General features: G+C 70.8%; 22 protein-coding genes. 3 read left to right on the forward strand and 19 right to left on the reverse strand.

Going from position 1 to position 22703, the window contains the following annotated elements; translation table 11 throughout:
* Positions 1-1420: YibE/F family protein (locus tag OU415_RS23735; RefSeq protein ID WP_408641897.1), on the forward strand; the 1420-nt coding region annotated here is incomplete at its 5' end.
* Between the two features lies 1 nt (position 1421).
* Here OU415_RS23735 and OU415_RS23740 read toward each other — a convergent pair.
* From OU415_RS23740 to OU415_RS23750, 3 genes are read right to left on the reverse strand one after another with little or no spacing between them, the layout of a single operon-like run.
* A complete protein-coding gene (locus tag OU415_RS23740; RefSeq protein ID WP_270951332.1) occupies positions 1422-2060 on the reverse strand; it encodes a hypothetical protein in 639 nt (212 codons plus the stop codon).
* On the reverse strand, positions 2053-3327 hold the full coding sequence (hisS, locus tag OU415_RS23745) for a histidine--tRNA ligase (RefSeq protein ID WP_270951334.1): 1275 nt from the start codon (positions 3325-3327) through the stop codon (positions 2053-2055). The genes OU415_RS23740 and hisS overlap by 8 nt, the downstream gene beginning before the upstream one ends.
* Before the next feature lie 20 nt (positions 3328-3347).
* Positions 3348-4031 (reverse strand): MBL fold metallo-hydrolase, encoded by a 684-nt coding sequence (locus OU415_RS23750; RefSeq protein WP_270951335.1) that lies wholly within the window; start codon positions 4029-4031, stop codon positions 3348-3350.
* 297 nt (positions 4032-4328) lie between these two features.
* Here OU415_RS23750 and OU415_RS23755 point away from each other — a divergent pair, with 297 nt between their 5' ends.
* Positions 4329-5171 carry a peptidylprolyl isomerase gene (locus tag OU415_RS23755; protein WP_270951336.1) on the forward strand — a complete coding sequence of 281 codons (843 nt, stop codon included), beginning with the start codon at positions 4329-4331 and terminating at the stop codon, positions 5169-5171.
* 246 nt (positions 5172-5417) lie between these two features.
* Here OU415_RS23755 and OU415_RS23760 read toward each other — a convergent pair whose 3' ends face one another.
* The 15 genes from OU415_RS23760 to OU415_RS23830 form a co-directional block, all read right to left on the reverse strand.
* The gene (locus tag OU415_RS23760; protein WP_270951338.1) at positions 5418-7736 is read right to left on the reverse strand and encodes a RelA/SpoT family protein; all 2319 of its coding nucleotides are present in this window, start codon (positions 7734-7736) and stop codon (positions 5418-5420) included.
* A 205-nt stretch (positions 7737-7941) separates the two neighbouring features.
* Positions 7942-8496, reverse strand: a complete 555-nt coding sequence (locus tag OU415_RS23765; protein WP_270951340.1) for an adenine phosphoribosyltransferase — start codon at positions 8494-8496, stop codon at positions 7942-7944.
* A complete protein-coding gene (gene secF / locus OU415_RS23770) occupies positions 8493-9668 on the reverse strand; it encodes a protein translocase subunit SecF (RefSeq protein ID WP_270951342.1) in 1176 nt (391 codons plus the stop codon). The genes OU415_RS23765 and secF overlap by 4 nt, the downstream gene beginning before the upstream one ends.
* Positions 9665-11236, reverse strand: coding sequence for a protein translocase subunit SecD (gene secD, locus OU415_RS23775; protein ID WP_270951344.1), 1572 nt, complete (start codon positions 11234-11236; stop codon positions 9665-9667). The genes secF and secD overlap by 4 nt, the downstream gene beginning before the upstream one ends.
* 356 nt (positions 11237-11592) lie before the next feature.
* Positions 11593-11979: a preprotein translocase subunit YajC gene (gene yajC / locus OU415_RS23780; RefSeq protein WP_270951345.1), complete on the reverse strand. Its 387-nt coding sequence runs from the start codon at positions 11977-11979 to the stop codon at positions 11593-11595.
* 337 nt (positions 11980-12316) lie between these two features.
* Positions 12317-13369 (reverse strand): Holliday junction branch migration DNA helicase RuvB, encoded by a 1053-nt coding sequence (ruvB, locus tag OU415_RS23785; protein WP_270951346.1) that lies wholly within the window; start codon positions 13367-13369, stop codon positions 12317-12319.
* An 8-nt stretch (positions 13370-13377) separates the two neighbouring features.
* Entirely contained in the window at positions 13378-13974 is a 597-nt protein-coding gene (gene ruvA / locus OU415_RS23790; RefSeq protein WP_270951348.1) for a Holliday junction branch migration protein RuvA, read from the reverse strand.
* 54 nt (positions 13975-14028) lie between these two features.
* Positions 14029-14613 (reverse strand): crossover junction endodeoxyribonuclease RuvC, encoded by a 585-nt coding sequence (gene ruvC, locus OU415_RS23795; protein ID WP_270951350.1) that lies wholly within the window; start codon positions 14611-14613, stop codon positions 14029-14031.
* A 178-nt stretch (positions 14614-14791) separates the two neighbouring features.
* Entirely contained in the window at positions 14792-15301 is a 510-nt protein-coding gene (locus tag OU415_RS23800; protein WP_270951351.1) for a DUF4262 domain-containing protein, read from the reverse strand.
* 76 nt (positions 15302-15377) lie between these two features.
* Entirely contained in the window at positions 15378-15731 is a 354-nt protein-coding gene (locus OU415_RS23805) for a VOC family protein (RefSeq protein WP_270951352.1), read from the reverse strand.
* A 143-nt stretch (positions 15732-15874) separates the two neighbouring features.
* Positions 15875-16624: a YebC/PmpR family DNA-binding transcriptional regulator gene (locus tag OU415_RS23810; RefSeq protein ID WP_270951353.1), complete on the reverse strand. Its 750-nt coding sequence runs from the start codon at positions 16622-16624 to the stop codon at positions 15875-15877.
* A 13-nt stretch (positions 16625-16637) separates the two neighbouring features.
* Positions 16638-17297: a pyridoxal 5'-phosphate synthase glutaminase subunit PdxT gene (pdxT, locus tag OU415_RS23815; RefSeq protein WP_270951354.1), complete on the reverse strand. Its 660-nt coding sequence runs from the start codon at positions 17295-17297 to the stop codon at positions 16638-16640.
* On the reverse strand, positions 17294-18640 hold the full coding sequence (locus OU415_RS23820; RefSeq protein WP_408641899.1) for an amino acid permease: 1347 nt from the start codon (positions 18638-18640) through the stop codon (positions 17294-17296). Before OU415_RS23820 ends, pdxT begins: the two co-directional genes overlap by 4 nt.
* A gap of 220 nt (positions 18641-18860) precedes the next feature.
* Entirely contained in the window at positions 18861-19172 is a 312-nt protein-coding gene (locus OU415_RS23825; RefSeq protein WP_270951357.1) for an AzlD domain-containing protein, read from the reverse strand.
* Positions 19169-19870 (reverse strand): AzlC family ABC transporter permease, encoded by a 702-nt coding sequence (locus OU415_RS23830; protein ID WP_270951359.1) that lies wholly within the window; start codon positions 19868-19870, stop codon positions 19169-19171. Before OU415_RS23830 ends, OU415_RS23825 begins: the two co-directional genes overlap by 4 nt.
* Positions 19871-19939: 69 nt before the next feature.
* Between OU415_RS23830 and OU415_RS23835 the strand changes: the two genes are divergently transcribed.
* Positions 19940-20509: a helix-turn-helix domain-containing protein gene (locus OU415_RS23835; RefSeq protein ID WP_270951360.1), complete on the forward strand. Its 570-nt coding sequence runs from the start codon at positions 19940-19942 to the stop codon at positions 20507-20509.
* A 7-nt stretch (positions 20510-20516) separates the two neighbouring features.
* On the opposite strand, the gene OU415_RS23840 is transcribed toward OU415_RS23835, so the two are convergent.
* Positions 20517-22631, reverse strand: coding sequence for an elongation factor G-like protein EF-G2 (locus OU415_RS23840; protein WP_270951362.1), 2115 nt, complete (start codon positions 22629-22631; stop codon positions 20517-20519).
* Between the last annotated feature and the right edge of the window lie 72 nt (positions 22632-22703).

A 22703-nucleotide genomic window follows, 5' to 3' on the forward strand; every position in this document is an offset into this window, starting at 1 on the left:
CCCGGTGACCGAGCGCCCTCCTGCTGCTGAGCCGCCCCCTCCCGGTGGCGACCACCGCGCCCGCCACCGCCGCCCGAACAGCCCGGACCGGCGTCCGAGCGCTCCGCCGCCCGCCACCGGGCACGGCCACGGTCACGGTCACGGCCACGGACCGGCCGAGCCGGCGTCGAAGCAGGTCAAGCGCGTGCTGGCGATCGCACTGGTGCCCTTCGCGCTGGCCGCGGTCGTCGGCGTGCTGCTGCTCTACCCCTTCGGGCACGAAGAGCGCAGCGGTGCCGATCTCGGGTTCGGGCAGCATCCGGTGAACGGCGAGGTCGTCTCCGCCGTTTCAGGTCCGTGCACCGAGGACGCGCCGGGGCAGGGCGGGTGCGTGATCCTCGACGTGCGGATGCAGGACGGGCCGCGGCCCGGGGAGAGCATCAAGCAGGTCGTCCCCACCGATCCCGGCAGCCCGCGGTTCGCCGTCGGTGACGCCGTCGTGCTCAGCTACTCCGGGGCCAACGCCCAGGACCCGAGCTCCTACCAGGTCGTCGACTTCCAGCGCGGCACTCCGCTGCTGGTGCTGGCGCTGGTGTTCGCCGCGGCGGTGCTGGTGCTCGGCCGGTGGCAGGGGTTCGCCGCGCTGATCGCGCTCGGGTTGAGCTTCGTGGTGCTGATCGGGTTCGTGCTGCCCGCCGTGCTGGCCGGGGAGGATCCGCTGCTGGTGGCGGTCGTCGGAGCCGGGCTGATCATGTTCATCGCGCTCTACCTCACCCACGGCTTCTCCGCGCGGACCTCCACCGCCGTGCTCGGCACCATGCTGAGCCTGGCGCTGATCGGCGTGCTCAGCTCGGTGTTCGCGGCGGCCACCAGCCTCACCGGGCTGGACGAGGACACCTCGAGCCTGATGGGTCTGCTCGGCACGCCGATCGATGCGCGCGGACTGCTGCTGGCCGGGGTCGTGATCGGCGCGCTGGGCGTGCTCGACGACGTCACGGTGACCCAGACCAGCGCGGTGTGGGAGCTGCGCAAGGCCAACCCGTCGCTGACCTGGCGGGAGCTGTACTCCTCCGGTCTGCAGGTCGGCCGCGACCACGTCTCCTCCGCGGTGAACACGCTGGTCCTGGCCTACGCAGGCGCCGCATTGCCGATGCTGATCGCCTACACGCTCTCCGGGCGGAGCTTCGGCGAGATCGTCAGCTCCCAGGCCGTGGCGCAGGAAGTCGTGCGGACCCTGGTGGGCAGCATCGGCCTGGTCGCGGCGGTACCGATCACCACGGCGATCGCCGCCGCGGTGGCCGTCCGGGAGCCAGCGGGAACAGCACCGCGGAAATCAGTGGCGGACCGGGTCGGGAAGGCGGCGGCCACCAGCGCCGGAACAGCGACCGTGCGCAGGCGACCGCCGAACCGCCCCGGCGACTCCACCGCAACCCGGCGCTGAGTCAGCGCCCCAGTTCCGCGACGAACCTCGACACCGCGTCGGAGTTGAGGCGCTGCGCCATGCGCCCCGGCGGTGCCGCCGAGGCCAGCACGTACAGCGGGCGCTGCGGCGCCGCGTCCCCGCGGGCCTCCGAGCGCAACTGCTCGACGATCAGCTGCGAGAGCACCAGGGCCCGGGTGTCCGCGTTGCTCGCGAGCGTGTCCGCCAGCTTCCGCAGCGCGTAAATCCCCAGCTCGCGGCCGCCGGTGCCGGCGTACATGGCCAGCGAGACGCTGATCGCCCTGCCCTTGGGCGGCCCGGCGACCAGCAGGTTCACCGTGCGCGCCCCGCGCAGGTCGGTGATGAACAGCTCGAGCCGGTCGGCCTCGCGCACCGAGACCACGCGAGTGCCCAGCGCGCGGGCGATCACCTGGCCGTCGCGCAGCGTCAGGGTCTTGCGCGACTCGGTGAGGGCCAGCAGCAGCAACGGGATCCCCACGATCGCCGCCGCGATCGCGAACCCCTCGACACCCGCGAACAGGCCCACGACACCGCCGAACGCGGCCGCCACGAGGACGGCCGCGATCGTGGTGTTGCGCGCTCGGGTCCGGACCGTCTTGCGGTCCAGGAGGTCGAGCGAGATCGCCTCGGCGTCACCCACCGAACGGCTCCGCCGCAGCGGCGCGCACGTCGTCGACCAGGCTCTCCAGCGCCACCGCGCGCTGCTCACCGCTGGCCAGCTCCTTGAGCTGCGCGGTCCCGGCTTCGAGGTCGCGCTCGCCCAGCACCAGCGCGAACCGCGCACCGGAGCGGTCAGCGGCCTTCATCGCGCCCTTGAGGCCCTTGCCGCCGTACGCGACGTCGACGCGGACCCCGGCGGCCCGCAGGCCACCCGCCGCCGCGACGAGCCGGCGCTTGGCGGTCTCGCCCATCGGCACGCAGTAGACATCGCAGCGCGCCGGGTCGCCCACGGTGAGGCCCTCGGCCTGGCAGGCCAGCAGGGTGCGGTCCACGCCGAGGCCGAAGCCGACACCGGAGAGCTCCTGGCCGCCGAGCTCGGCCATCAGACCGTCGTAGCGGCCACCGCCACCGATGCCGGACTGCGCGCCGAGCCCGTCGTGCACGAACTCGAAGGTCGTCTTCGTGTAGTAGTCCAGGCCGCGCACCAGGCGCGGGTTCTCCACGAACTGCACGCCCAGGTCGATCAGGTGCGCCTTGACCTGCTCGTAGTGCTCCTCGGACTCCGCCGAGAGGTGGTCGACCATCAGCGGCGCGTCGGCGACCATCTCGCGCACCTCGGGGCGCTTGTCGTCGAGCACCCGCAGCGGGTTGAGCTCCGCGCGGCGGCGGGTCTCCTCGTCCAGCGGCAGGCCGCTCAGGAACTCCTGCAGCTTGGCGCGGTAGGCCGGGCGGCACGAGTTGTCGCCGAGCGAGGTGATCTCGATGCGGTGCCCGGTCAGGCCCAGCCGGCGGTAGCCCTCGTCGGCGATCGCGATGACCTCGGCGTCCAGCGCCGGGTCGTCGATGCCGATCGCCTCGACGCCGAGCTGCTGCAGCTGCCGGTAGCGACCGGCCTGCGGGCGCTCGTAGCGGAAGAACGCGCCGCTGTAGTACAGCTTCACCGGCAGCTGGCCGCGGTCCAGGCCGTGCTCGATGACCGACCTGGTCACGCCCGCGGTGCCCTCCGGCCGCAGCGTCACGGACCGGCCGCCGCGGTCGGCGAAGGTGTACATCTCCTTGGTCACGACGTCGGTGGACTCCCCGACGCCGCGGGCGAACAGCGAGGTCTCCTCGAACAGCGGCAGCTCGATGTAGCCGTAGCCCGCGCGGCGGGCGGCGTCGGCCAGGGTGTCGCGGACCGCCAGGAAGCCGGCCGACTCCGGCGGGTAGTACTCCGGGATGCCCTTGGGTGCGGTGAACGTGGTCATGGGTGGTGGTTCAGTCCTCGTCAGGAGATGGCATCGGAGGCGGGCAGGCCCTGCAGGAACGGGTTGCCCGCGCGTTCGCGCCCGATGGTGGTGGTCGGTCCGTGGCCCGGCAGCACGACGACGTCGTCGTCCAGCGGCAGGATTTCGGTGCTCAGCGACTCGAGCATCCGGTCGTGGTCGCCGCCGGGCAGATCGGTGCGTCCGATGGCGCCGGCGAAGAGGGTGTCGCCGGACAGCAGCAGCCGTCCTCCCTCCTCGGCCTCGACGCCGAACAGCACCGACCCGCCGGTATGGCCCGGGGTGTGCGTGACGTCGAAGCGCATCCCGGCCAGCTCCAGCACGTCGCCGTGGGCGATCTCGCGGACGTCGGCGGGCGCGTCCACCACCAGGCCGTCGCCGAACAGCTGCCGCCCGGCCGGGCCGAGCGCGGCACCGGGGTCGGCGAGCATGAACCGGTCGTCCGGGTGGATGTGCGCCGGGATGTCGTGCTCGGCGCAGATCTCACCAGCGGAGAGCACGTGGTCGAAGTGCCCGTGGGTGAGCAGCACCGCTGCCGGGGTGAGCCGGCGCTCGGCCAGCTGTGCGCGCAGCGGCTCCGCGGCGTCCTGCCCCGGGTCGACTACGACGCAGGGTTCGCCCTCCCCGCGCGCGAGGACGTAGCAGTTCGCCTGCAGCGGCCCAACCGGGAATCCGAGGACAAGCACGAAGAGCGACCTTTCGTTGCAGCGACACCCGATGGCGCGGGTCGGCTGACCCCAGATTATCGTCCCGCCCGCACGCACCTCCGCGTGGCGCTGCGGGCTCTCGAAACCTGTCTGCGTCGCGGCGCTAGCAGCGGAACCTCAGCGGTGCAAGCGCCGAGGGTGGGCTATGCGCCTGACGGCGCAGCAAGGCAGAAGATCAAGCGCGAGGATCGAAGGCAGACTCTCAGGAAGCGCTGCGGGGTCACCCCATAAACTCCCCGAACAACATCAGGTTCACCGATTCCGGGGAGGGAGCAGGTGCCCAGCAACGAGCAGCGTCGCCAGGCGGCCAAGCGGAAGCTCGAGCGCCAGATGGAGCGCCGGGCGGAGCAGGCCAAGCGACGCCGGGTGATCACCATCGGCTCGACGATCGTCGTGGTCATCGCGGTCGTGGCCGGTGTCTTCTACTTCACCCGCACCGGTGGTGAAGACGCCGCGCAGCAGCAGCCGACCCCGCAGGCTCAGCCCGAGATCCAGATCCCCACCGAGCTCGCGCCGCCGCCGAAGCGGCCGACGCCGCTCGCGGACCAGGTCTCCTGCCAGTACCGCCCGGACGGCAAGGGCCCGAGCAAGCCGGTGCAGCCGCCGGCCAACGGCGAGGTGTCCTCGAAGGGCACCGTGCAGGCCACCATCAACACCAGCCAGGGCGCGATCCCGCTGACCCTGGACCGGTCGCTGGCGCCGTGCACCGTGAACAGCTTCATCAACCTGGCCAAGCAGGGCTTCTACGACCAGACCTCGTGCCACCGGATCGGCACCAGCGGCCTGCAGATGCTGCAGTGCGGCGACCCGACCGGCTCCGGCAGCGGCGGCCCGGGCTACGCCTTCGACGACGAGACCTTCCCCGAGCTGCAGTACGGCCGCGGTTACCTGGCGATGGCCAACGCCGGGCCGAACACCAACGGCAGCCAGTTCTTCATGGTCTTCGGCGAAGCACCGCTGTCCCCGGACTACACCGTGTTCGGCACGATCTCCGAAGACGGCCTGAAGGTCATCGACGACGTCGCCCGCGCCGGTGACGACGGCGCGTACGAGCCGTCGCCGGGCGGCGGCAAGCCGAACAAGCCGGTCGTCTTCGAGAAGGTCGACGTCCAGGCCTGATCAACGGCACCGAGAAGGGGCGTCGCCCACGGGCGGCGCCCCTTTCGCACGCCCCAGGCCGGGGCAAGACGCAAAATTCAATGGAAATCGGATGTCCAATTTCCATTGAAATCGCACAACTCCCCCCCGCGCTCGGGCGTGTCGGGGGTGCTGCGGGACCACAGTTTCAATTGAAACTGCGGATCCCAGGCACGGCGGATCACAGTTTCAATTGAAACTGCAGTTCAGCGCACGATCGGGGGTCCGTCAGGTGGCGGAGGTGACTCGGTAGACGTCGTAGACGCCTTCGATGTTCCGGACCGCCTTGAGGACGTGGCCCAGGTGCTTGGGGTCGCCCATCTCGAAGGAGAAGCGGCTGACCGCCACCCGGTCGTTCGAGGTGGTCACCGACGCCGACAGGATGTTCACCCGCTCGTCGGCCAGCACCTTGGTGACGTCGGAGAGCAGGCGGTGCCGGTCCAGGGCCTCCACCTGGATCGCCACCAGGAACACCGAGGACGCCGACGGCGCCCAGTACACGTCGACCAGCCGCTCGGGCGTGCTGCGCAGGTCGTCGGCGTTGGTGCAGTCCGTGCGGTGCACGCTGACCCAGCCGCCGCGGGTCACGAAGCCGAGGATCTCGTCGCCGGGCACCGGCGTGCAGCAGCGCGCCAGCTTCGCCCACACGTCACCGGCGTCCTTGACCACCACACCGGAGTCACCGCTGCTGCGGCGCTTGCCGCGCAGCGTCGACGGCGTCGACTTCTCCGCGATCTCGTCGGCCGCCTGCTCCTCGCCGCCGATGAAGACCACCAGCCGCTGCACCAGGTGCTGCGCGGAGAGCTGCTTCTCCCCCACCGCCGCGTACAGCGCGGTGACGTCGACGTAGTGCAGTTCGCGGGCCACCGCGCCGAGGGTTTCGGCGGAGACCAGGCGCTGCACCGGCAGGCCGAGGCGGCGGATCTCCTTGGCGATCAGCTCCTTGCCGGACTCGATCGCCTCCTCGCGGCGCTCCTTGGCGAACCACTGCTTGATCTTGGCCTTCGCCCGCGGCGAGGCCACGAACGACAGCCAGTCCCGGCTCGGCCCCGAACCCTCCGCCTTGGAGGTGAAGATCTCGACGACCTCGCCGTTCTCCAGCTTGCGCTCCAGGGCCACCAGCCGGCCGTTGACACGCGCACCGATGCAGCGGTGGCCGACCTCGGTGTGCACCGCGTAGGCGAAGTCCACCGGCGTCGACCCCGACGGCAGCGTGATCACATCGCCCTTCGGGGTGAAGACGAAGATCTCCCTGGTCGCCAGGTCGTAGCGCAGCGACTCCAGGAACTCGCCCGGGTCCGCGGCCTCCCGCTGCCAGTCGAGCAGCTGGCGCATCCACGCCATCTCGTCGACCTCGACGGCCGACTGCCCGCCGCTGCCGTTGCGGCCCTTGGTCTCCTTGTACCGCCAGTGCGCCGCGATGCCGTACTCGGCGGTGCGGTGCATCTCGTGGGTGCGGATCTGCACCTCCAGCGGCTTGCCCTCCGGGCCGATCACCGTGGTGTGCAGGGACTGGTACACGCCGAAGCGGGGCTGGGCGATGTAGTCCTTGAACCGGCCGGGCATCGGCTGCCACAGCGCGTGCACCACGCCCATCGCCGCGTAGCAGTCGCGGACCTCGTCGACCAGTATCCGCACGCCCACCAGGTCGTGGATGTCGTCGAAGTCGCGGCCCCGCACGATCATCTTCTGGTGGATCGAGTAGTAGTGCTTGGGGCGGCCTTCGACCTTCGCGGCCAGCCGGGCGGTGTCGAGCTGGTGGGACAGCTCGTCGATCACGGTGCGCAGGTAGGTGTCGCGGGACGGGGCGCGGTTGGCGACCAGGCGCACGATCTCGTCGTACTTCTTCGGCTGCAAGATGGCGAAGGCCAGGTCCTCCAGCTCCCACTTGATGGTGGCCATGCCCAGCCGGTGCGCCAGCGGGGCCAGCACCTCGAGGGTCTCGCGGGCCTTGCGGGCCTGCTTCTCCGGCGGCAGGAACCGCATGGTGCGCATGTTGTGCAGCCGGTCGGCCAGCTTGATCACCAGCACCCGCGGGTCGCGGGCCATCGCGATGATCATCTTGCGGATGGTCTCGGCCTCCGCCGCCGCGCCGAGCTTGACCTTGTCCAGCTTGGTGACGCCGTCGACCAGGTGCGAGACCTCTTCGCCGAAGTCGGCGGCGAGCTTGTCCAGGGAGTAGTCGGTGTCCTCGACGGTGTCGTGCAGCAGGCCCGCCACCAGCGTGGTGGTGTCCATGCCCAGCTCGGCGAGGATGGTGGCGACCGCGAGCGGATGGGTGATGTAGGGGTCGCCGGATTTTCGCTTCTGGGTGCGGTGCTTGGCCTCGGCCACGTCGTAAGCCCGCTGCAGCAGTCCCAGGTCGGCCTGCGGGTGCAGCTCTCGGTGCACCGTCGCCAGCGGTTCGAGGACCTGCTTGACCGGGGCGGCTCGCTGGGCGGTGATCTTCCTGGCCAGCCTGGCTCGGACCCGGCGGGTCGCCGACGCCGGTCGCGGCTCGGCAACCGGGTCGGTCGCCGACGCAGGAGATTCGACGTGTTGGCTCACCGCACGCTCCCGGGATCAGATGTTGCATTCCCAGGTCCGGGGACCCGGACACTGAGAATAACGCCAACCGGGCGACGGGCCTTCCCTGGTGCGGTTGTGATACGCCCAGCGGTCACCTGGCGCAGCCGATCGACGCTCCCGACTTCACCCGGACCGATCATCAACAGCGAAGTCCGCCAGATCCTCGTCCGCGATGTGCCTGGTATCAGGCTTGGAGGAGAGCTCTGACTTCCTCGCCCATGATCTTGTCCCGGCCTTCCAGCGCGGTGAGCTCGAGGACCACCGCCGCTGCCGCGACCTCCGCACCGGCCTGCCGCACCAGCCGGCAGGCCGCGCCCAGGGTGCCGCCGGTGGCGAGCACGTCGTCGACGATCAGCACCCGCTGGCCTGCGCGGAGCGTGTCCGCGGGCAGCTCCAGGGTCGCCTGGCCGTACTCCAGCGTGTAGCTGACCCGGTCGGCGACCACCGGCAGCTTGCCGGGCTTGCGCAGCCCGATCACGCCGGTGCCGTAGGACTGCGCGACCGCAGCACCCACCAGGAACCCGCGCGCCTCCACCCCGGCGACCACGTCGAACTCGCAGTCCCGGCCCAGCGCCTCGACCACGGCCCTCAGCCCGGCACCGTCGGCCAGCATCGGGCTGATGTCGCGGAACAGCACGCCCGGCTCCGGGAAGTCCGGCACCTCGCGGATCAGTTCCGCGGCGCGCCGGAGCGCCAGGTCGGAGGCGTCGGTGACCTCGACCGCCGTCTGCTCGGTCATCGGCGCCGCTTCCCGGTGGGACGACCGGACTTGCCCGCCGGGCGGCTCGGCCGCTTCGACGTGCCCGCACCGGCCGCGACCGCTTGCTTCGGCGCTTCCTCCGGAACCTCTTCACCGGCGGCCTTGGCCGCAGCGCGCTCGCGGCGCTGCTTCACCTTGGCCGCGTGCTCGCGGTACTTCGGCTCACGCATCTTGAAGTCGACCAGCAGCGGGGTGGCCAGCAGGATCGACGAGACGACACCGGCGATCATGCCGACCATCTGGACCAGCGCCAGGTCGCGCAGCATGCCGACGCCGAGCATCCCGGCGCCGACCACCAGCAGGCCGAGCACCGGCAGCAGTGCGATGACCGAGGTGTTGATGGAGCGCATCAGCGTCTGGTTGACCGCCAGGTTCGCCGCCTCCGGGTAGGTGCGGCGGGTCAGCCCGAGCAGCCCGCGGGTGTTCTCCTTGACCTTGTCGAAGACCACCACGGTGTCGTACAGCGAGAAGCCGAGGATGGTCAGCAGACCGATCACCGTGCTGGGCGTGACCTCGAAGCCGACCAGCGAGTAGATGCCCGCGGTCACCACGACGTCGTGCAGCAGCGCGATCAGCGCCGCCACCGCCATCCACTTCTCGAAGTAGAACGCCAGGAAGATGGTGACCAGCACCAGGAACACTGCGAGCGCGATCAGCGCCTGCTGGGTGATCTCACCGCCCCAGGTACCGCTGACGGCGCTGTCGCTGATCACCTGCTGGCTCGGCTGGCCCTGCGCGTTCAGCGGCTGCAGCTTGGTGAACAGCGTCTGCTTGACCGCGTTGACCTGCTCGACGTCCAGCGTCTCGCTGCGGATCTGGATGGTCTGGTTGGCGCCGGCGCCGACGATCTGCACCGTCTCGGCCGGGCGGCCCACGGCCTCCCGGAACGCGTCCTGCACCTGGTTGGTCTCGATCGGGCCCTGCACGCCGACCGCGGGCATCTGCAGCTTGGTGCCGCCCTCGAAGTCGATGCCGAGGTTGAAGCCCTTGAACCCGATCGAACCGATGCACACCAGCACCAGCAGGCCCAGCGCGATGTACCACCGGGCGCGCTTGCCGACGATGTCGAAGGCCCCGGTGCCGACGTAGAGGCGGTGGAAGACGCTCTCTCGGCGGCGGGTGCCTTCGGTACCTGGAGTCGTCACCTTCACGCCTCCTTGGCGGTGGTCGCGGCGGCCTTGCGGGCGGCTCGGTTCTGGTTGCCGAGGCGTTGCACCGCACCCAGGCCGGAGACCGACGGCTTGGACAGGAACTTGTTCTTCGAGGCCAGCGCGACCAGCGGGTGGGTCACCAGGAAGACCACGACGAGGTCCAGCACGGTGGACATGCCCAGCGTGAACGCGAAGCCCTTCACCTGGCCGACGGCGAGCACGTAGAGCACCGCGGCGGCCAGGAAGCTGACCGCGTCGGCGGACAGGATCGTGCGCCGGGCCCGGGTCCACGCCCGCGGGACGGCCGACCGGAATGTGCGGCCTTCGCGGATCTCGTCCTTGAGCCTCTCGAAGAACACGATGAACGAGTCGGCGGTGATGCCGATGGCGATGATGAAACCGGCGATGCCGGCCAGGTCGAGGGTGAAGCCCACCCAGCGGCCCAACAGCACCAGCGCGCCGTAGACCACGCCGCCGGAGAGCACCAGCGACAGGATCGTCAGGATGCCCAGCAGCCGGTAGTAGAGCAGGCAGTACACCGCGACCAGCAGCAGGCCGATGCCACCGGCGATCAGGCCGGCCTCCATCGAGGCCACGCCGAGCGTCGCCGAGACCGTCTCGGCCTCGGACTGGTCGAAGGCCAGCGGCAGCGAACCGTACTTGAGGATGTCCGCCAGGTCGGTCGCGCTCTGCTGGTTGAACTGGCCGGTGATCTGCGCGTTGCCGCCGAGCAGCGCGGCCTGGATCTGCGGCGCCGAGACGACCTCGCTGTCCAGCACGAACGCGGCCTGCTGGCCGACGTTGGCGGAGGTGAAGTCGGCCCAGATCTTGGCGCCCTCGCTCTTGAAGTTCAGCGAGACCGTCCAGCCCGGCTCGCCCTGCTGCGGGTTCGGCGGCACCGCCTGCGCGGTGGCGACCTCGCGGCCCGGCAGGAACACCGGCTCCAGGACGTACTTGTTCTGGCCCTCGCGGTCGCAGGTGATCAGCGGCAGCTTCGGGTCGTCGTTGCCGCGCAGCGGGTCGTCGACCGCGCAGTTCAGCGCCTGCAGCGCCTGCATCTGCACGTTCTGGTCGGTGCTCTGCCGGGTGCGCTTCGCCTCGTCGATCTGGCGCTGCTGGTCACCGGGCTGGTTCCCCTGCTGCTGGTGCGCGGCCTGCGGCGCGGTGCCCGCCGGCGGCGGGGCCTGCACCGGAACCGAGGTGACGACCTTGCGGAAGTTCAGCTCAGCGGTCTGGCCCAGCTGCTTGGCCTGATCGCCGCCCTCGCCGGGCACCGTGATGACCAGGTTGCTGCCGTCCCGGGTGACCTCGGACCCGCTGACGCCCATGCCGTTGACGCGGGTCTCGATGATCTGGCGGGCCTGGGTCAAGGCCTCGTTGCTGGGCGGCTGGCCGTCCAGGGTGCGCGCGGTGAGCGTCACCCGGGTCCCGCCCTGGAGGTCGATCCCGAGCTTGGGGTGCGGCTTGCCGTCACCGGTGAAGAACACCAGCGAGTACAGAGCGACCACGATCAATGCGAAGATCGCGAGATAACGCCCTGGGCGGATCTGCCCGGCCGGAGGTGCCACGGCGTTCGTTCTCCTGTCCGGTCTCGAAGCGGTGCACTTGTCGTCGTGCTCAGTCGCGCACCCGGCGAAACCTCGGCCGCCCTCTCGCGGTCGGACAGCGCAGCCGTCGTCCCCCGAGAGAACGTCTGAGAACCCGCGGGTGGTTCGGGTGCGCGGCCTCGGGGGCCAGCGCACCACCGTTCAGTCTGACAGGCCCGGCGCGGGCGACACCGCCCCGGGTGGCGACCGTCCGTAGATCAGCTGCTACGCACGGACGCGGGCCCGGAAGCGCTTCTCCGGTGCCCGCGTCGCTACCCGTTCGGCGACGCCCGCCACGCGGGACCTCGGTCGGCCCCGGTGCGAGCTCCTGCCCGTCGTCAGTTGGTCTTCTGCTGCTCGATCGGCTCGGCGACCTCGGCCTTGGACTCGGTCTCGACCTTGGCCTCGGTCTCGGTCTCAGCCGGGGTCTCGTCCTTGACCTCCGCAGCCGCCTCGGCGCCCTCGGTCTGGACCTTCTCGCGGACCGCCTGACGCACCCAGGTGGTGGTCAAGCCCGGCGCCAGCTCCAGGTCGATGGTGTCGTCGTTGGTGGCCACGACGGTGCCGAACACACCGGAGGTGGTCATCACGCGGTCGCCGGGGGTGATCGAGTTCTGCAGCTTCTGCTGCTCGGCCATCGCGCGCTTCTGCTTGCGGGCCTGCAGGAACAGCGGCACCGCCAGCAGGACGATCAGCAGCGGAAGAATCAGGGAGTTGAGGTCCATCGTGCTCCGTTCAGCGGACGCTTCGGGGCCCAGCCCTCGCAGTACTGCGCCCGAATTGTTCGGATGTTCAAGCCCCAGTGTGCCAGGTCAACTCGGGTCGACGGGTTCTCCCGCTGTTGGGAGGACCACCGCGGCCCGCCAGGGCGGGTCCGCGTCGGCCGCAGCCGCGCACGACCCGTCCGATCGGCACCGAACGAGACGTGAGGAGGATAACGTCACGCGGCGATCGCGGACGAGCGCCCCAGCTCGTGGCACCGGTCGTCGGCACTGGGTGCTCGTTCAGATCCGGTTCTGTTCAGTTTCTCGGACACCGTATCGGCGTTTTGTCACCATTCGATCACTCGTCGAAGAGCCCGGGGGCGTGCTCCGGCGGGACGAGTCCCAGGTGGTGCCAGGCCGCCGCGGTCGCGACCCGCCCGCGCGGAGTGCGGGCCAGCAGCCCCGCGCGCACCAGGTAGGGCTCGCAGACCTCCTCCACGGTGGTCGCCTCCTCCCCCACCGCGACCGCGAGCGTGGAGATCCCCACCGGGCCGCCGCGGAAGGAGTTGATCAGCGCGCTCAGCACAGCCCGGTCCAACCGGTCCAGGCCGAGCTCGTCGACGTCGTAGACCTCCAGCGCGGCCCGCGCGACCTCCCTGGTCACCGCACCGTCGGCGCGCACCTCCGCGAAGTCGCGGACCCGGCGCAGCAGCCGGTTGGCGATGCGCGGTGTGCCTCGCGAGCGGCCGGCGATCTCGACGGCGCCGTCGTCGCGCAGGTCCACGCCGAGGATCCCCGCCGAGCGGCGCACGACGAGCTCGAGCTCCTCCGGCGCGTAGAACTCCATGTGCGCGGTGAAGCCGAAGCGGTCGCGCAGCGGACCGGTCAGCGCGCCGGACCGGGTGGTGGCCCCGACCAGCGTGAACGGCGCCAGTTCCAGCGGGATGCTGGTGGCTCCGGGGCCCTTGCCGACCACGATGTCCACCCGGTAGTCCTCCATCGCCAGGTAGAGCATCTCCTCGGCGGGGCGGGCGATCCGGTGGATCTCGTCGATGAACAGCACGTCGCCCTCGGAGAGGTTGGACAGCATCGCCGCCAGGTCGCCGGGCCGTTCCAGGGCCGGCCCGGAGGTGACCCGGATCGAGGTGCCCAGCTCGGTGGCGATGATCATCGACAGGCTGGTCTTGCCCAGCCCGGGCGGTCCGGAGAACAGCACGTGGTCCGGCTGGTCGCCGCGCTTGAGCGCGCCGTGCAGCACCAGCTCCAGCTGCTCGCGCACCCGGGCCTGCCCGACGAACTCGCTGAGCTTGCGCGGCCGCAGCGTCATCTCGACGTCCTGGTCGGACGGGTTCTGATGCGCGGCCAGCGAAACACCGTCGCCCGACCAGTCGGCCTCGTCGTCCTCGTACATCTCCGGCCTCACTTCGGCCCGAGCGTGGCCAGCGCCTTGCGCAGCACCGCAGAGGTGTCCAGGTCACCGTTGCCCGAGGCCAGCACGGTCTCGACGCTCTGCTCGGCCTGCTTGGCCGAGAAGCCCAGGCCCACCAGCGCTTCGGCGACCTCCGTGCGCACCCGGCCGTGGTCCGCGGTCGCGGCCGGCTCGACCACTCCGCCCACTGCGCCCACCTTGTCGCGCAGTTCCAGGATCAAGCGCTCGGCGCTCTTCTTGCCGATGCCGGGCACCTGGGTGAGCGTCGTCAGGTTGCCGTCGGAGAGGGCGTAGCAGAGCTGGTCCGGCGAGAGCACCGCGAGAGCGGCGAGCGCGAGGCGCGGACCGACCCCGGACGCGGTCTGCAGCAGGACGAACAGATCGCGGGCTTCAGCATCGGCGAAGCCGTAGAGGGTCAGCGAGTCCTCGCGCACGATCAGCGAGGTCCACAGCCGGGTCTCCTCGCCCCGCCGCAGCCCGGCCAGCGTGGCCGGGGTGGCGTGCACGGCCATGCCCACGCCACCGACTTCGATCACGGCGTGGTCCAGTCCGATGGACAGCACCGGACCTCGCACCGTGGAGATCATCGGTCAACACCTCCTGCTCGTGCCGGGATCCCCGGCATCGTTGCGCACGGCGGGTCAGCTGCGCGCATCGCGTCCTTCGGCGGCTTTCGCGGCGGCTTTGAGCCGGGCCTTGTGGTTGCGGGCGAGTTCGGCCGCCTTGGCCTCGGCCTGGGCCAGGCGGTTGGCCATCGGCGCGCGCCACAGGTGGCAGACGGCCAGCGCCAGCGCGTCGGCGGCGTCGGCCGGTTTGGGCGCTTCGGCCAGCCCCAGGATCTTGGTGATCATGGCGGTGACCTGCTTCTTGTCCGCTCGACCGGATCCGCTGATGGCGGCCTTGACCTCGCTGGGCGTGTGGAACGCGACCGGCAGGTCGCGCCGCGCGGCCAGCAGCGCCACGACGCCGGAGACCTGCGCGGTGCCCATCACGGTGCTCACGTTGTGCTGGCTGAACACCCGCTCGATGGCCACCACCTCGGGCTGGTGGCGGTCCATCCACCGCTCCACCTCGTCGGCCACCGCGCGCAGCCGGGAGGGCAGTTCGTCCTCCGGTGGTGTGCGCGCGACACCGACCGCGACGGGCGAAACCGACCGCCCGCGGCCACCGTCGACCACGCCGAGCCCGCAGCGGGTCAGCCCGGGGTCGATTCCCAGCACGCGCACGACGCCACCTGCCCAAACTCGGCCTGAACACTCGTTCGAAACCTTATCGAACCGCGGCGACAGCCCTCCGCACCGACACGCGAACGCATCCCCCGTCCGGGTGAGCAGGCGCGGTGCGAACGGACCGCTCGCGCCATCCGCCGAGGCGAACCGGCCGTTCGCGCCAGCCGCGAGCCGGTCAGGGGCCGTCGGTGCCCGGGGTCCAGCTCTCCGGGAGACCGCTGTCGGTCAGGACCGGCTGGTACTCGCGGAACCCGCCGGGAGCGTCCGGCTGCCAGGGGAACTTCGCGCCCTCCGGGCTGGAGACGATCAGCTGCACCGCCGGGAAGTCCGGTCCGCTGTAGACCAGGAACGCGCTGCCCAGGTATTCCGGGTAGTGCTGCAGGGCGACCTTCTCGAAGGTCACCGGGCACCCCTTCAGGAAGCCGTCGTAGAGCCGCCCGGGCACGAACCGCTCGCCCTGCCCGACCCGCTGCACGTAGGTGTTGACCACGGCGTTCGCCACTTCCTCCGGCAACCCGATCACCACGACCTCGGGCTTGCCGAAGCGCCGCCACGCGCCGACCGAGAAGGCGTACTGCGCGCCGCGCTCGTCGCCGGGCACGTGCATCACGGCTGCGCCGTGCCTCTCCGCGGTGTCGACCATCCACCGGCGCAGTTCATCATCCGTCTCAGCCACGATCGCCATTGTGCCTGCGAGGAGATCGGTTCCCCACCAACCCCCACGAGAGCAACCGACGGCAGCGGCTCGGACACAGCGGGTTTCAAGCGGCGAGGAACTCCAGGCGGTTGCCGACCGGATCTTCGGTGTGGAACCGCCGACGCCCCGGGATCTCAGCCGGATCCGCCCACCGCACGGGGTGTCCAGCGCTCTCCAGCGCGTCGGCGACCGCGTCGACGTCCACCACGAACGCCGGATGCGCTTTGCGCGCGGGCCGGAAGTCCGCTTCGACCCCGACGTGCAGTTCACCGTCCGGACCGCCGACGCCGGGCACCAGGAACCAGCAGCCGCCCCGCGCGGCCAGCAGCGGCGGTTTCGGGAGCTCCGCCCAGCCGAGCACACCCGCGTAGAACGACCTGATCAGATCCTCCGCGCCTCGCGGACAGGAAACCTGCACGTGATGAATCACGACACCCGCCTCCCCTGCACGGCAACAGTACGAACGTACTGCTTGTGGTCCAGGGCAACAACCACCTCGAGCGGGGAAGAACGAAGCGGCCGGTCCCGGGGGCGGGACCCGCCGCCAGGTTGCTTCGGGCGTCAGCCGACCTCGGCCATGACCTCGTCCGACACGTCGAAGGCCGCGAAGACGTTCTGGACGTCGTCGCAGTCCTCGAGGGCGTCGATCAGCTTGAAGATCTTGCGCGCTCCCTCGGCGTCCAGTTCGACGTTCACCGCCGCGAGGAAGTTGGTCTCCGCCGAGTCGTACTCGATGTCGGCGGCCTGCAGCGCCTTGCGCACCTCGACCATGTCGGCCGGGTCGGAGAGGATCTCGTAGCTCTCGCCCAGGTCGTTGATCTCCTCGGCACCGGCCTCGAGCACCGCCGAGAGCACGTCGTCCTCGGTCAGCCCGTTCTTCGGCAGCAGCACGACGCCCCGGCGGGTGAACAGGTAGGACACCGAGCCCGCGTCGGCCATCGAGCCGCCGTTGCGGGTCATCGCGGTGCGCACCTCGCCCGCGGCGCGGTTCCGGTTGTCGGTCAGGCACTCCACCAGCACTGCGACGCCGTTGGGCCCGTAACCCTCGTACATGATCGTCTGCCAGTCGGCGCCACCGGCTTCCTCACCGGCGCCGCGCTTGCGGGCGCGCTCGATGTTGTCCATCGGCACGGAGTTCTTGCGCGCCTTCTGGATGGCGTCGTACAGGGTCGGGTTGCCGTCGGGGTCGCCCCCACCAGTGCGGGCGGCAACCTCGACGTTCTTGATCAGCTTCGCGAAGAGCTTGCCGCGCTTGGCGTCGAGGGCGGCCTTCTTGTGCTTGGTGGTGGCCCACTTCGAGTGGCCGCTCATCTCTCCTCCGTCTTTACTTCGCCTGCGCTGCCGCGTTCAGCCGCGCGCGGACGATCTGTACGAAATAGCGGTGCACGCGTTCGTCACCGCCCACCAGCTCCGGGTGGAAAGCGGTGGCGAGCACCGGTCCCTGCTGAATCGCGACGATCCTACCGACGGCGGCCGACCGACCGGACCCGTCCGGGTCTTCCCGGACCTCGGCCAGCACCTCGACCTCCGCGCCCACCTTCTCCACCCAGGGTGCCCGGATGAACACCGCGTGCACCGGGCCGTCCGGAATTCCGGCGAAGTCCAGGTCCGTCTCGAAGGAGTCGACCTGGCGCCCGAAGGCGTTGCGCCGCACGACCACGTCCATGGCTCCCAGCGGCCGAACCGCGGACAGGTCCGGGTCCTGGTCCACGACCTCGCGCGAGAGCATGATCATCCCGGCGCACGAGCCGTAGGCGGGCAGCCCGGCGGCGAGCCGCTCGCGCAGCGGCTCGTAGAGCTCGAAGGTGTCGAGCAGCCGGGTCATCGTGGTGGACTCCCCGCCGGGCAGGACGATTCCGTCCACCTCGGCGAGCTCTTCGACGCGGCGCACCGGGCGCGCGTCGGCCCCGCAGCGCTCGAGCGCGGCCAGGTGTTCGGCCACGCCGCCCTGCAGGGCCAGGACACCGATCACGGGGTTCGTCACATCTCCGATTGTCCTGCACGCTCCTCGGCAATCGAAGACCGGGACCTGCGGACCAGCCGCCAACCGACGAACAGGGCGATCACGACGACCGGCACCGCGTAGAACGAAGCGCGCACCGCGAGCTCGTCGGAGAAAGCCGCCAGCACCACGATGCCCAGCAGGAACACCAGGACGATCCAGTTGGTGTACGGCGCACCGGGCATCCGGTAGGACGGCCGCACGAGCTCACCGCGCAGGGCCCGCTTGCGCAGGCGGGCCTGCGCGATCAGCAGCGCCGACCAGGTCGCGATGACGCCCAGCGAGGCTATCGAGGTGGCGATGTCGAAGGCGTCCTTCGGGACGACGTAGTTGAGCAGCACGCCGATCAGGAACACCGCGCCGGTGAACAGCACCGCGCCGTAGGGCGCCCGGCGGTCGTTCATCCGCTCGGTGAACGAGGGCGCCTCGCCGCGCATGCCCAGCGAGCGCAGGATCCGGCCGGTCGCGTACAGGCCGGAGTTGCAGCTGGACAGGGCGGCGGTGAGCACCACGAAGTTCATGATGTCGCCGGCCCACGGGATGCCGAGGCTGGAGAAGACGGTCACGAACGGGCTCTGGTCGCCGTTGTAGGACGTCCACGGCAGCACCATCGCCAGCAGCAGCACCGAGCCGATGTAGAAGACCGCGATCCGCCACACCACGCCGTTGATGGCGCGCGGCATGACCTTGGCCGGGTCGGCGGTCTCACCAGCGGCGATACCGGCCATCTCCATCGAGGCGTAGGCGAACATGACGCCCTGCATGCTCATCAGCACCACGGGCAGCCCGTTGGGCGTGAACCCGCCGTGGTCGACGAGGTTGTGCGCTCCCGCGGTGGTGCCGCCGACCTCGGCACCGGTGACCACCAGGGCCAGGCCGACGAACAGGAAGGTCACGATGGCCAGCACCTTGATCACCGCGAACCAGAACTCCAGCTCGCCGAACAGCTTCACCGACAGCAGGTTGACCACCAGCAGCACGGCCAGGCAGATCAGCGCGGTGATCCACTGCGGGAAGTCCGGGAACCACTTCCCGATGTAGATGCCCGCCGCGGTGATCTCGGCGATGCCGGAGCCCGCCCAGTTCAGGAAGTACAGCCAGCCGGCGGCGAACCCGGCCCACGGTCCGATGAACTCGCGGGCGTACTCCACGAAGCTGCCCGCCACCGGCCGGTACAGCACGAGCTCGCCGAGGGCGCGCATCACGAAGAACGCCGCGATGCCGCACAGCAGGTAGGACACGACCAGGGCAGGTCCGGCCTGGGCCATCCGGCCGCCCGCGCCGAGGAACAGGCCGACACCGATGGCCCCGCCCATGGCGATCATCTGGACGTGCCGGTTCTTGAGCCCCTTCGAGTAGCCCTCTTCGGTGCCGCGGTCGAAGGTGTCGGGTGTGGTGACCAAGGGGTGCGGTCCTCCGTGGCGGGAGCCGGGAGTGCCCGGACTCGATGCGTTCGCCCCAGCGTGTGAGTGTGGTTACGCCGGATGGGTCAGGGAGGACCTTAAACAGTGGTGCCCGGAGATCGACGCCGGGGTTAACGACGACTCACACGGCCAGTTCCGCCAGGCGCAGCAGGGCCGTGGTGGCTGCTGCGGCGACCACGACGAGCACGAACGGCGCGCGCCGCCAGGCCAGCACTCCGCCGACCGCGACACCGGTGAACCGGGCCCACCCGGCGAAACCACCGGACTCGAACACGGCGCTGGTGGCCACGAACGCGGCGAGCAGCACGATCGCGGAGATCGACATCAGCTGCTCCCACTGCGGCGAGATCTGCAGCCGCCCGCGCAGCAGCGGCCCGGCCAGGCGCATCGCGTACGTCCCGGCGGCCAGCGCGAAGACCACTCCGAGCGTCATCGGGCCTCCTCCAGCTTCTTCGGCAGCGGCAGCGCCGCGGCGAGCCCGACGAGCGCGGCCATCACGGGCAGTCCTTCCGGCAGCACCGGGGTGGTGACCACCGCGATCAGCGCACCCACCGCGACGGCGCGCAGGGTCCGGTGCTCGCGGAGCGAGGGCATGATCAGCGCGAGCAGCGCGGCGGGCATCGCGGCGTCGAGCCCGAAGGCGCCCGGGTCGCCGACGCCCTGGCCGAGCAGGCCGCCGAGGAACACCGACGGGGCCCAAGCGCTGTACAGCGCGATGCCGGTGAGCCAGTAGGCGCGCTTCTTCCCCGCTTCGGTCTTCTGCGCCATCGCGAACGCGACGGACTCGTCGATCATGAGGTGGCTGCCGATCAGGCGGGTCGGCCAGCTGCGGCCGAACAGCCCGCCGATCGCCAGGCCGAACGGCAGGTGGCGGGCGTTGAGCATCAGCCCGCCGAGCACCGCGGTGACCGGTGCCGCACCCGCGCTGATCAGGCCGATCACCATGAACTCCGACCCGCCGGCGAACACCACCGCGCCCATCAGCGTGACCATCCACAGCGGGACGCCCTTGCTGACCGCGATCGCGCCGAGCGAGGCACCCACGATGGCCATCGCCAGCGTCATCGAAAGGACGTCGCGCACCAGCGCATCCCGCCAGAATCCCGCTCGCGTTCGCTGAACCGTACTCACGTTCGCTAGCATGAACAATGACGGGAGCGTTCGTCAAACCGAATTTGAGGACCGACAGAGCGAACAGCCATGAGTGAGACCGAGAACACCCCGGCCGCGCCGCTGGAAACCATCGCCATGTCCCTGCGTCGGGAGCGCGAACGCACGGGACTGACCATGACCGAGGTCGCCAAACGCGCCGGGATCGCGAAATCCACGCTCTCCCAGCTGGAATCCGGCACCGGCAACCCCAGCGTCGAGACCCTGTGGGCGCTCGGCGTGGCCCTGGGCGTGCCCTTCAGCCGGCTCGTCGACCCGCCGACCCCGAAGGTCCGGGTGGTCCGCGCCGGGCAGGTGCCGATCGTCCGGTCCGAGCAGTCGACCTACGGCGCGGCCCTGCTGTCGTCCGGCGAATCAGGCGCGCGCCGCGACCTCTACGTGCTCGAACTCGAGCCGGGCGGCGTCCGCCACGCGGACGCCCACATCCCCGGCTCGGTCGAGCACGTGATCCTCACCTCCGGCCGCCTCCGCGCGGGCCCGGAGGACGGTCCGGTCGAGCTCGAGGTCGGCGACTACGTCTCCTTCTCCGGCGACGTCCCCCACCTCTACGAAGCCCTCGCCCCCGGCACCACGGCCGTCCTCGTCATGGAGCACCGCTGACCGTCGGTCACTTCCGGGTCAGCAGGTGCTCCGGCATCGGTTCGTAGTTCTCGAAGTGGCGGGTGTAGGTCGCGCTGCCCGAGGTCAGGGAGCGGACATTGACCGTGTAGCGGACCAGTTCGCTCGCGGGCACGTGCGCCCGCACTACCGTCCAGCCGCCGTCCTCCGGTTCGGTGCCGACCACCTTGCCGCGGCGGCTCGACAGGTCGCCCAGCACCGCGCCGAGGTGCTCGTCGGGGATGTGCACCGCCACCTCGTCGACGGGTTCCAGGGTGATCAGCCCGGCCTGCTCGGCGGCGGCCTTCAGGGCCAGCGAACCGGCCGCTTGGAACGCCGCGTCGGAGGAGTCGACGCTGTGCGCCTTGCCGTCGACCAGCGTGATCCGCAGGTCCACCAGCGGGGCGCCCTCGTTGATGCCCTTCTCGACCTGGGCCCGCACGCCCTTCTCGACGCTGGGGATGAACTGGCGCGGCACCGCCCCGCCGACCACCCGCTCCACGAACTCCACGCCCGATCCGCGCGGCAGCGGCTCGACCTCGATGTCGCACACCGCGTACTGGCCGTGCCCGCCGGACTGCTTGACGTGCCTGCCGTGCCCCTTGGCAGGCTGCGCGAAGGTCTGCCGCAGCGGCACCTTCACCGGGACCGTGTCGACCTCCGCCCCGCCCTCGCGCAGCCGCTGCAGCACGACGTCGGCGTGCGCTTCGCCCATGCACCACAGCACCAGCTGGTGGGTCTCGCTGTCGCGCTCCAGCCGCAGGCTGGGGTCGGCGGCGATGAGCCGGTTGAGGTTGCGGGCCAGCGCGTCCTCGTCGCTGCGGGTGTGCGCGGTGACGGCGATCGGCAGCAGCGGCTCGGGCATCGGCCACGGCGTGAGCAGCAGCGGGTCCGACGGGTCCGAGAGGGTGTCCCCGGTCTCCGCCGAGCCGATCTTGGTCAGCGCGCACAGGTCGCCGGCCACGCAGTGCGACACCTCGCGCAGGTTCGCGCCCAGCGGCGAGTACAGGTGCGCCACGCGCTCGTCCTCGTCGTGGTCGGGGTGCCCGCGCTCGGCCATGCCGTGACCGGAGACGTGCACCGGGCGCTCCGGGCGCATCGTCCCGGAGAACACGCGCGCCAGCGAAACCCGCCCCACGTAGGAATCGACCGAGGTGTGCACCACCTCGGCCGCCAGGGGTCCCTCCGGATCGGGGGTGAGTTCGCGCGGGTTGTTCCCGTGCGGATCGGTGAATTCCGGCAGCGCGTGCTCCAGCGGTGACGGGAAGCCGCGGGCGATGCCGTCGAGCACCTCGGGAACACCGATGCCGGCCACCGCGCACACCGGCAGCACCGGGTGCAGACCGCCTTTGGCGACCGCCGTTTCCAGGTCGGAGATGAGCGTGTCCTCGTCGATGCGCTCGCCGTTGAGGTAGCGGTCCATCAGCGACTCGTCCTCGCTCTCGGCGATGATCGCCTCGATGAGCTCGCCGCGCTGCTGGTCGATCTGCGCCCGCAACGCCTCGTCGGCCGCCCGCTGCTCGCCGGACTCGTAGACGCTCTCGGTGACGAGCCCGACCAGCCCGGTCACCTCGCCGCCGGCCTCGCGGTGCGGCAGGTACAGCGGGAGCACTCCCCCGCCGAAGGCGTCCTGGCAGGTCAGCAGCGCGGTGTCGAAGTCGGCGCGCGGCTGGTCCAGGCGGGCGATGAGCACCGCGCGGGGCATCCCGACGGCCGCGCACTCCTGCCAGATCGCCCGCGTCGCCGGGTCGATGCCCTCGGCCGCCGCGATCACGAACAGCGCGGCGTCGGCGGCGCGCAGGCCCGCCCGCAGCTCCCCGACGAAGTCGGCGTAGCCGGGCGTGTCGATGAGGTTGATCTTGATGTCGCCGTGCTGGATCGGCGCCACGGCCAGGCCGATGGACCGCTGCTGCTCGATCGAGGCGGGTTCGTGGTCGCACACGGTGGTGCCCTCGATGACCGCGCCCGACCGGGGAATCGTCGCGGTGGCCGCCAGCATCGCCTCGGCCAGGGTGGTCTTGCCGGCCGCCGAGGGCCCGACCAGCACGACGTTGCGGATCTTGGCGGGATCTGAAGGGGCCGGGACGACCGGCCCTCCTACTGTGCCGCTCTGCTTGGTGCCCATGAGTACTCCCTGCGCGCTCCCGGCAACCGACTGTGTCTCCGATCACACACCCGACGCCCACGCCGTGCAAGG

Origin of the sequence: Saccharopolyspora oryzae, assembly GCF_027853915.1 — a bacterium.
GTDB lineage: Bacteria > Actinomycetota > Actinomycetes > Mycobacteriales > Pseudonocardiaceae > Saccharopolyspora > Saccharopolyspora oryzae.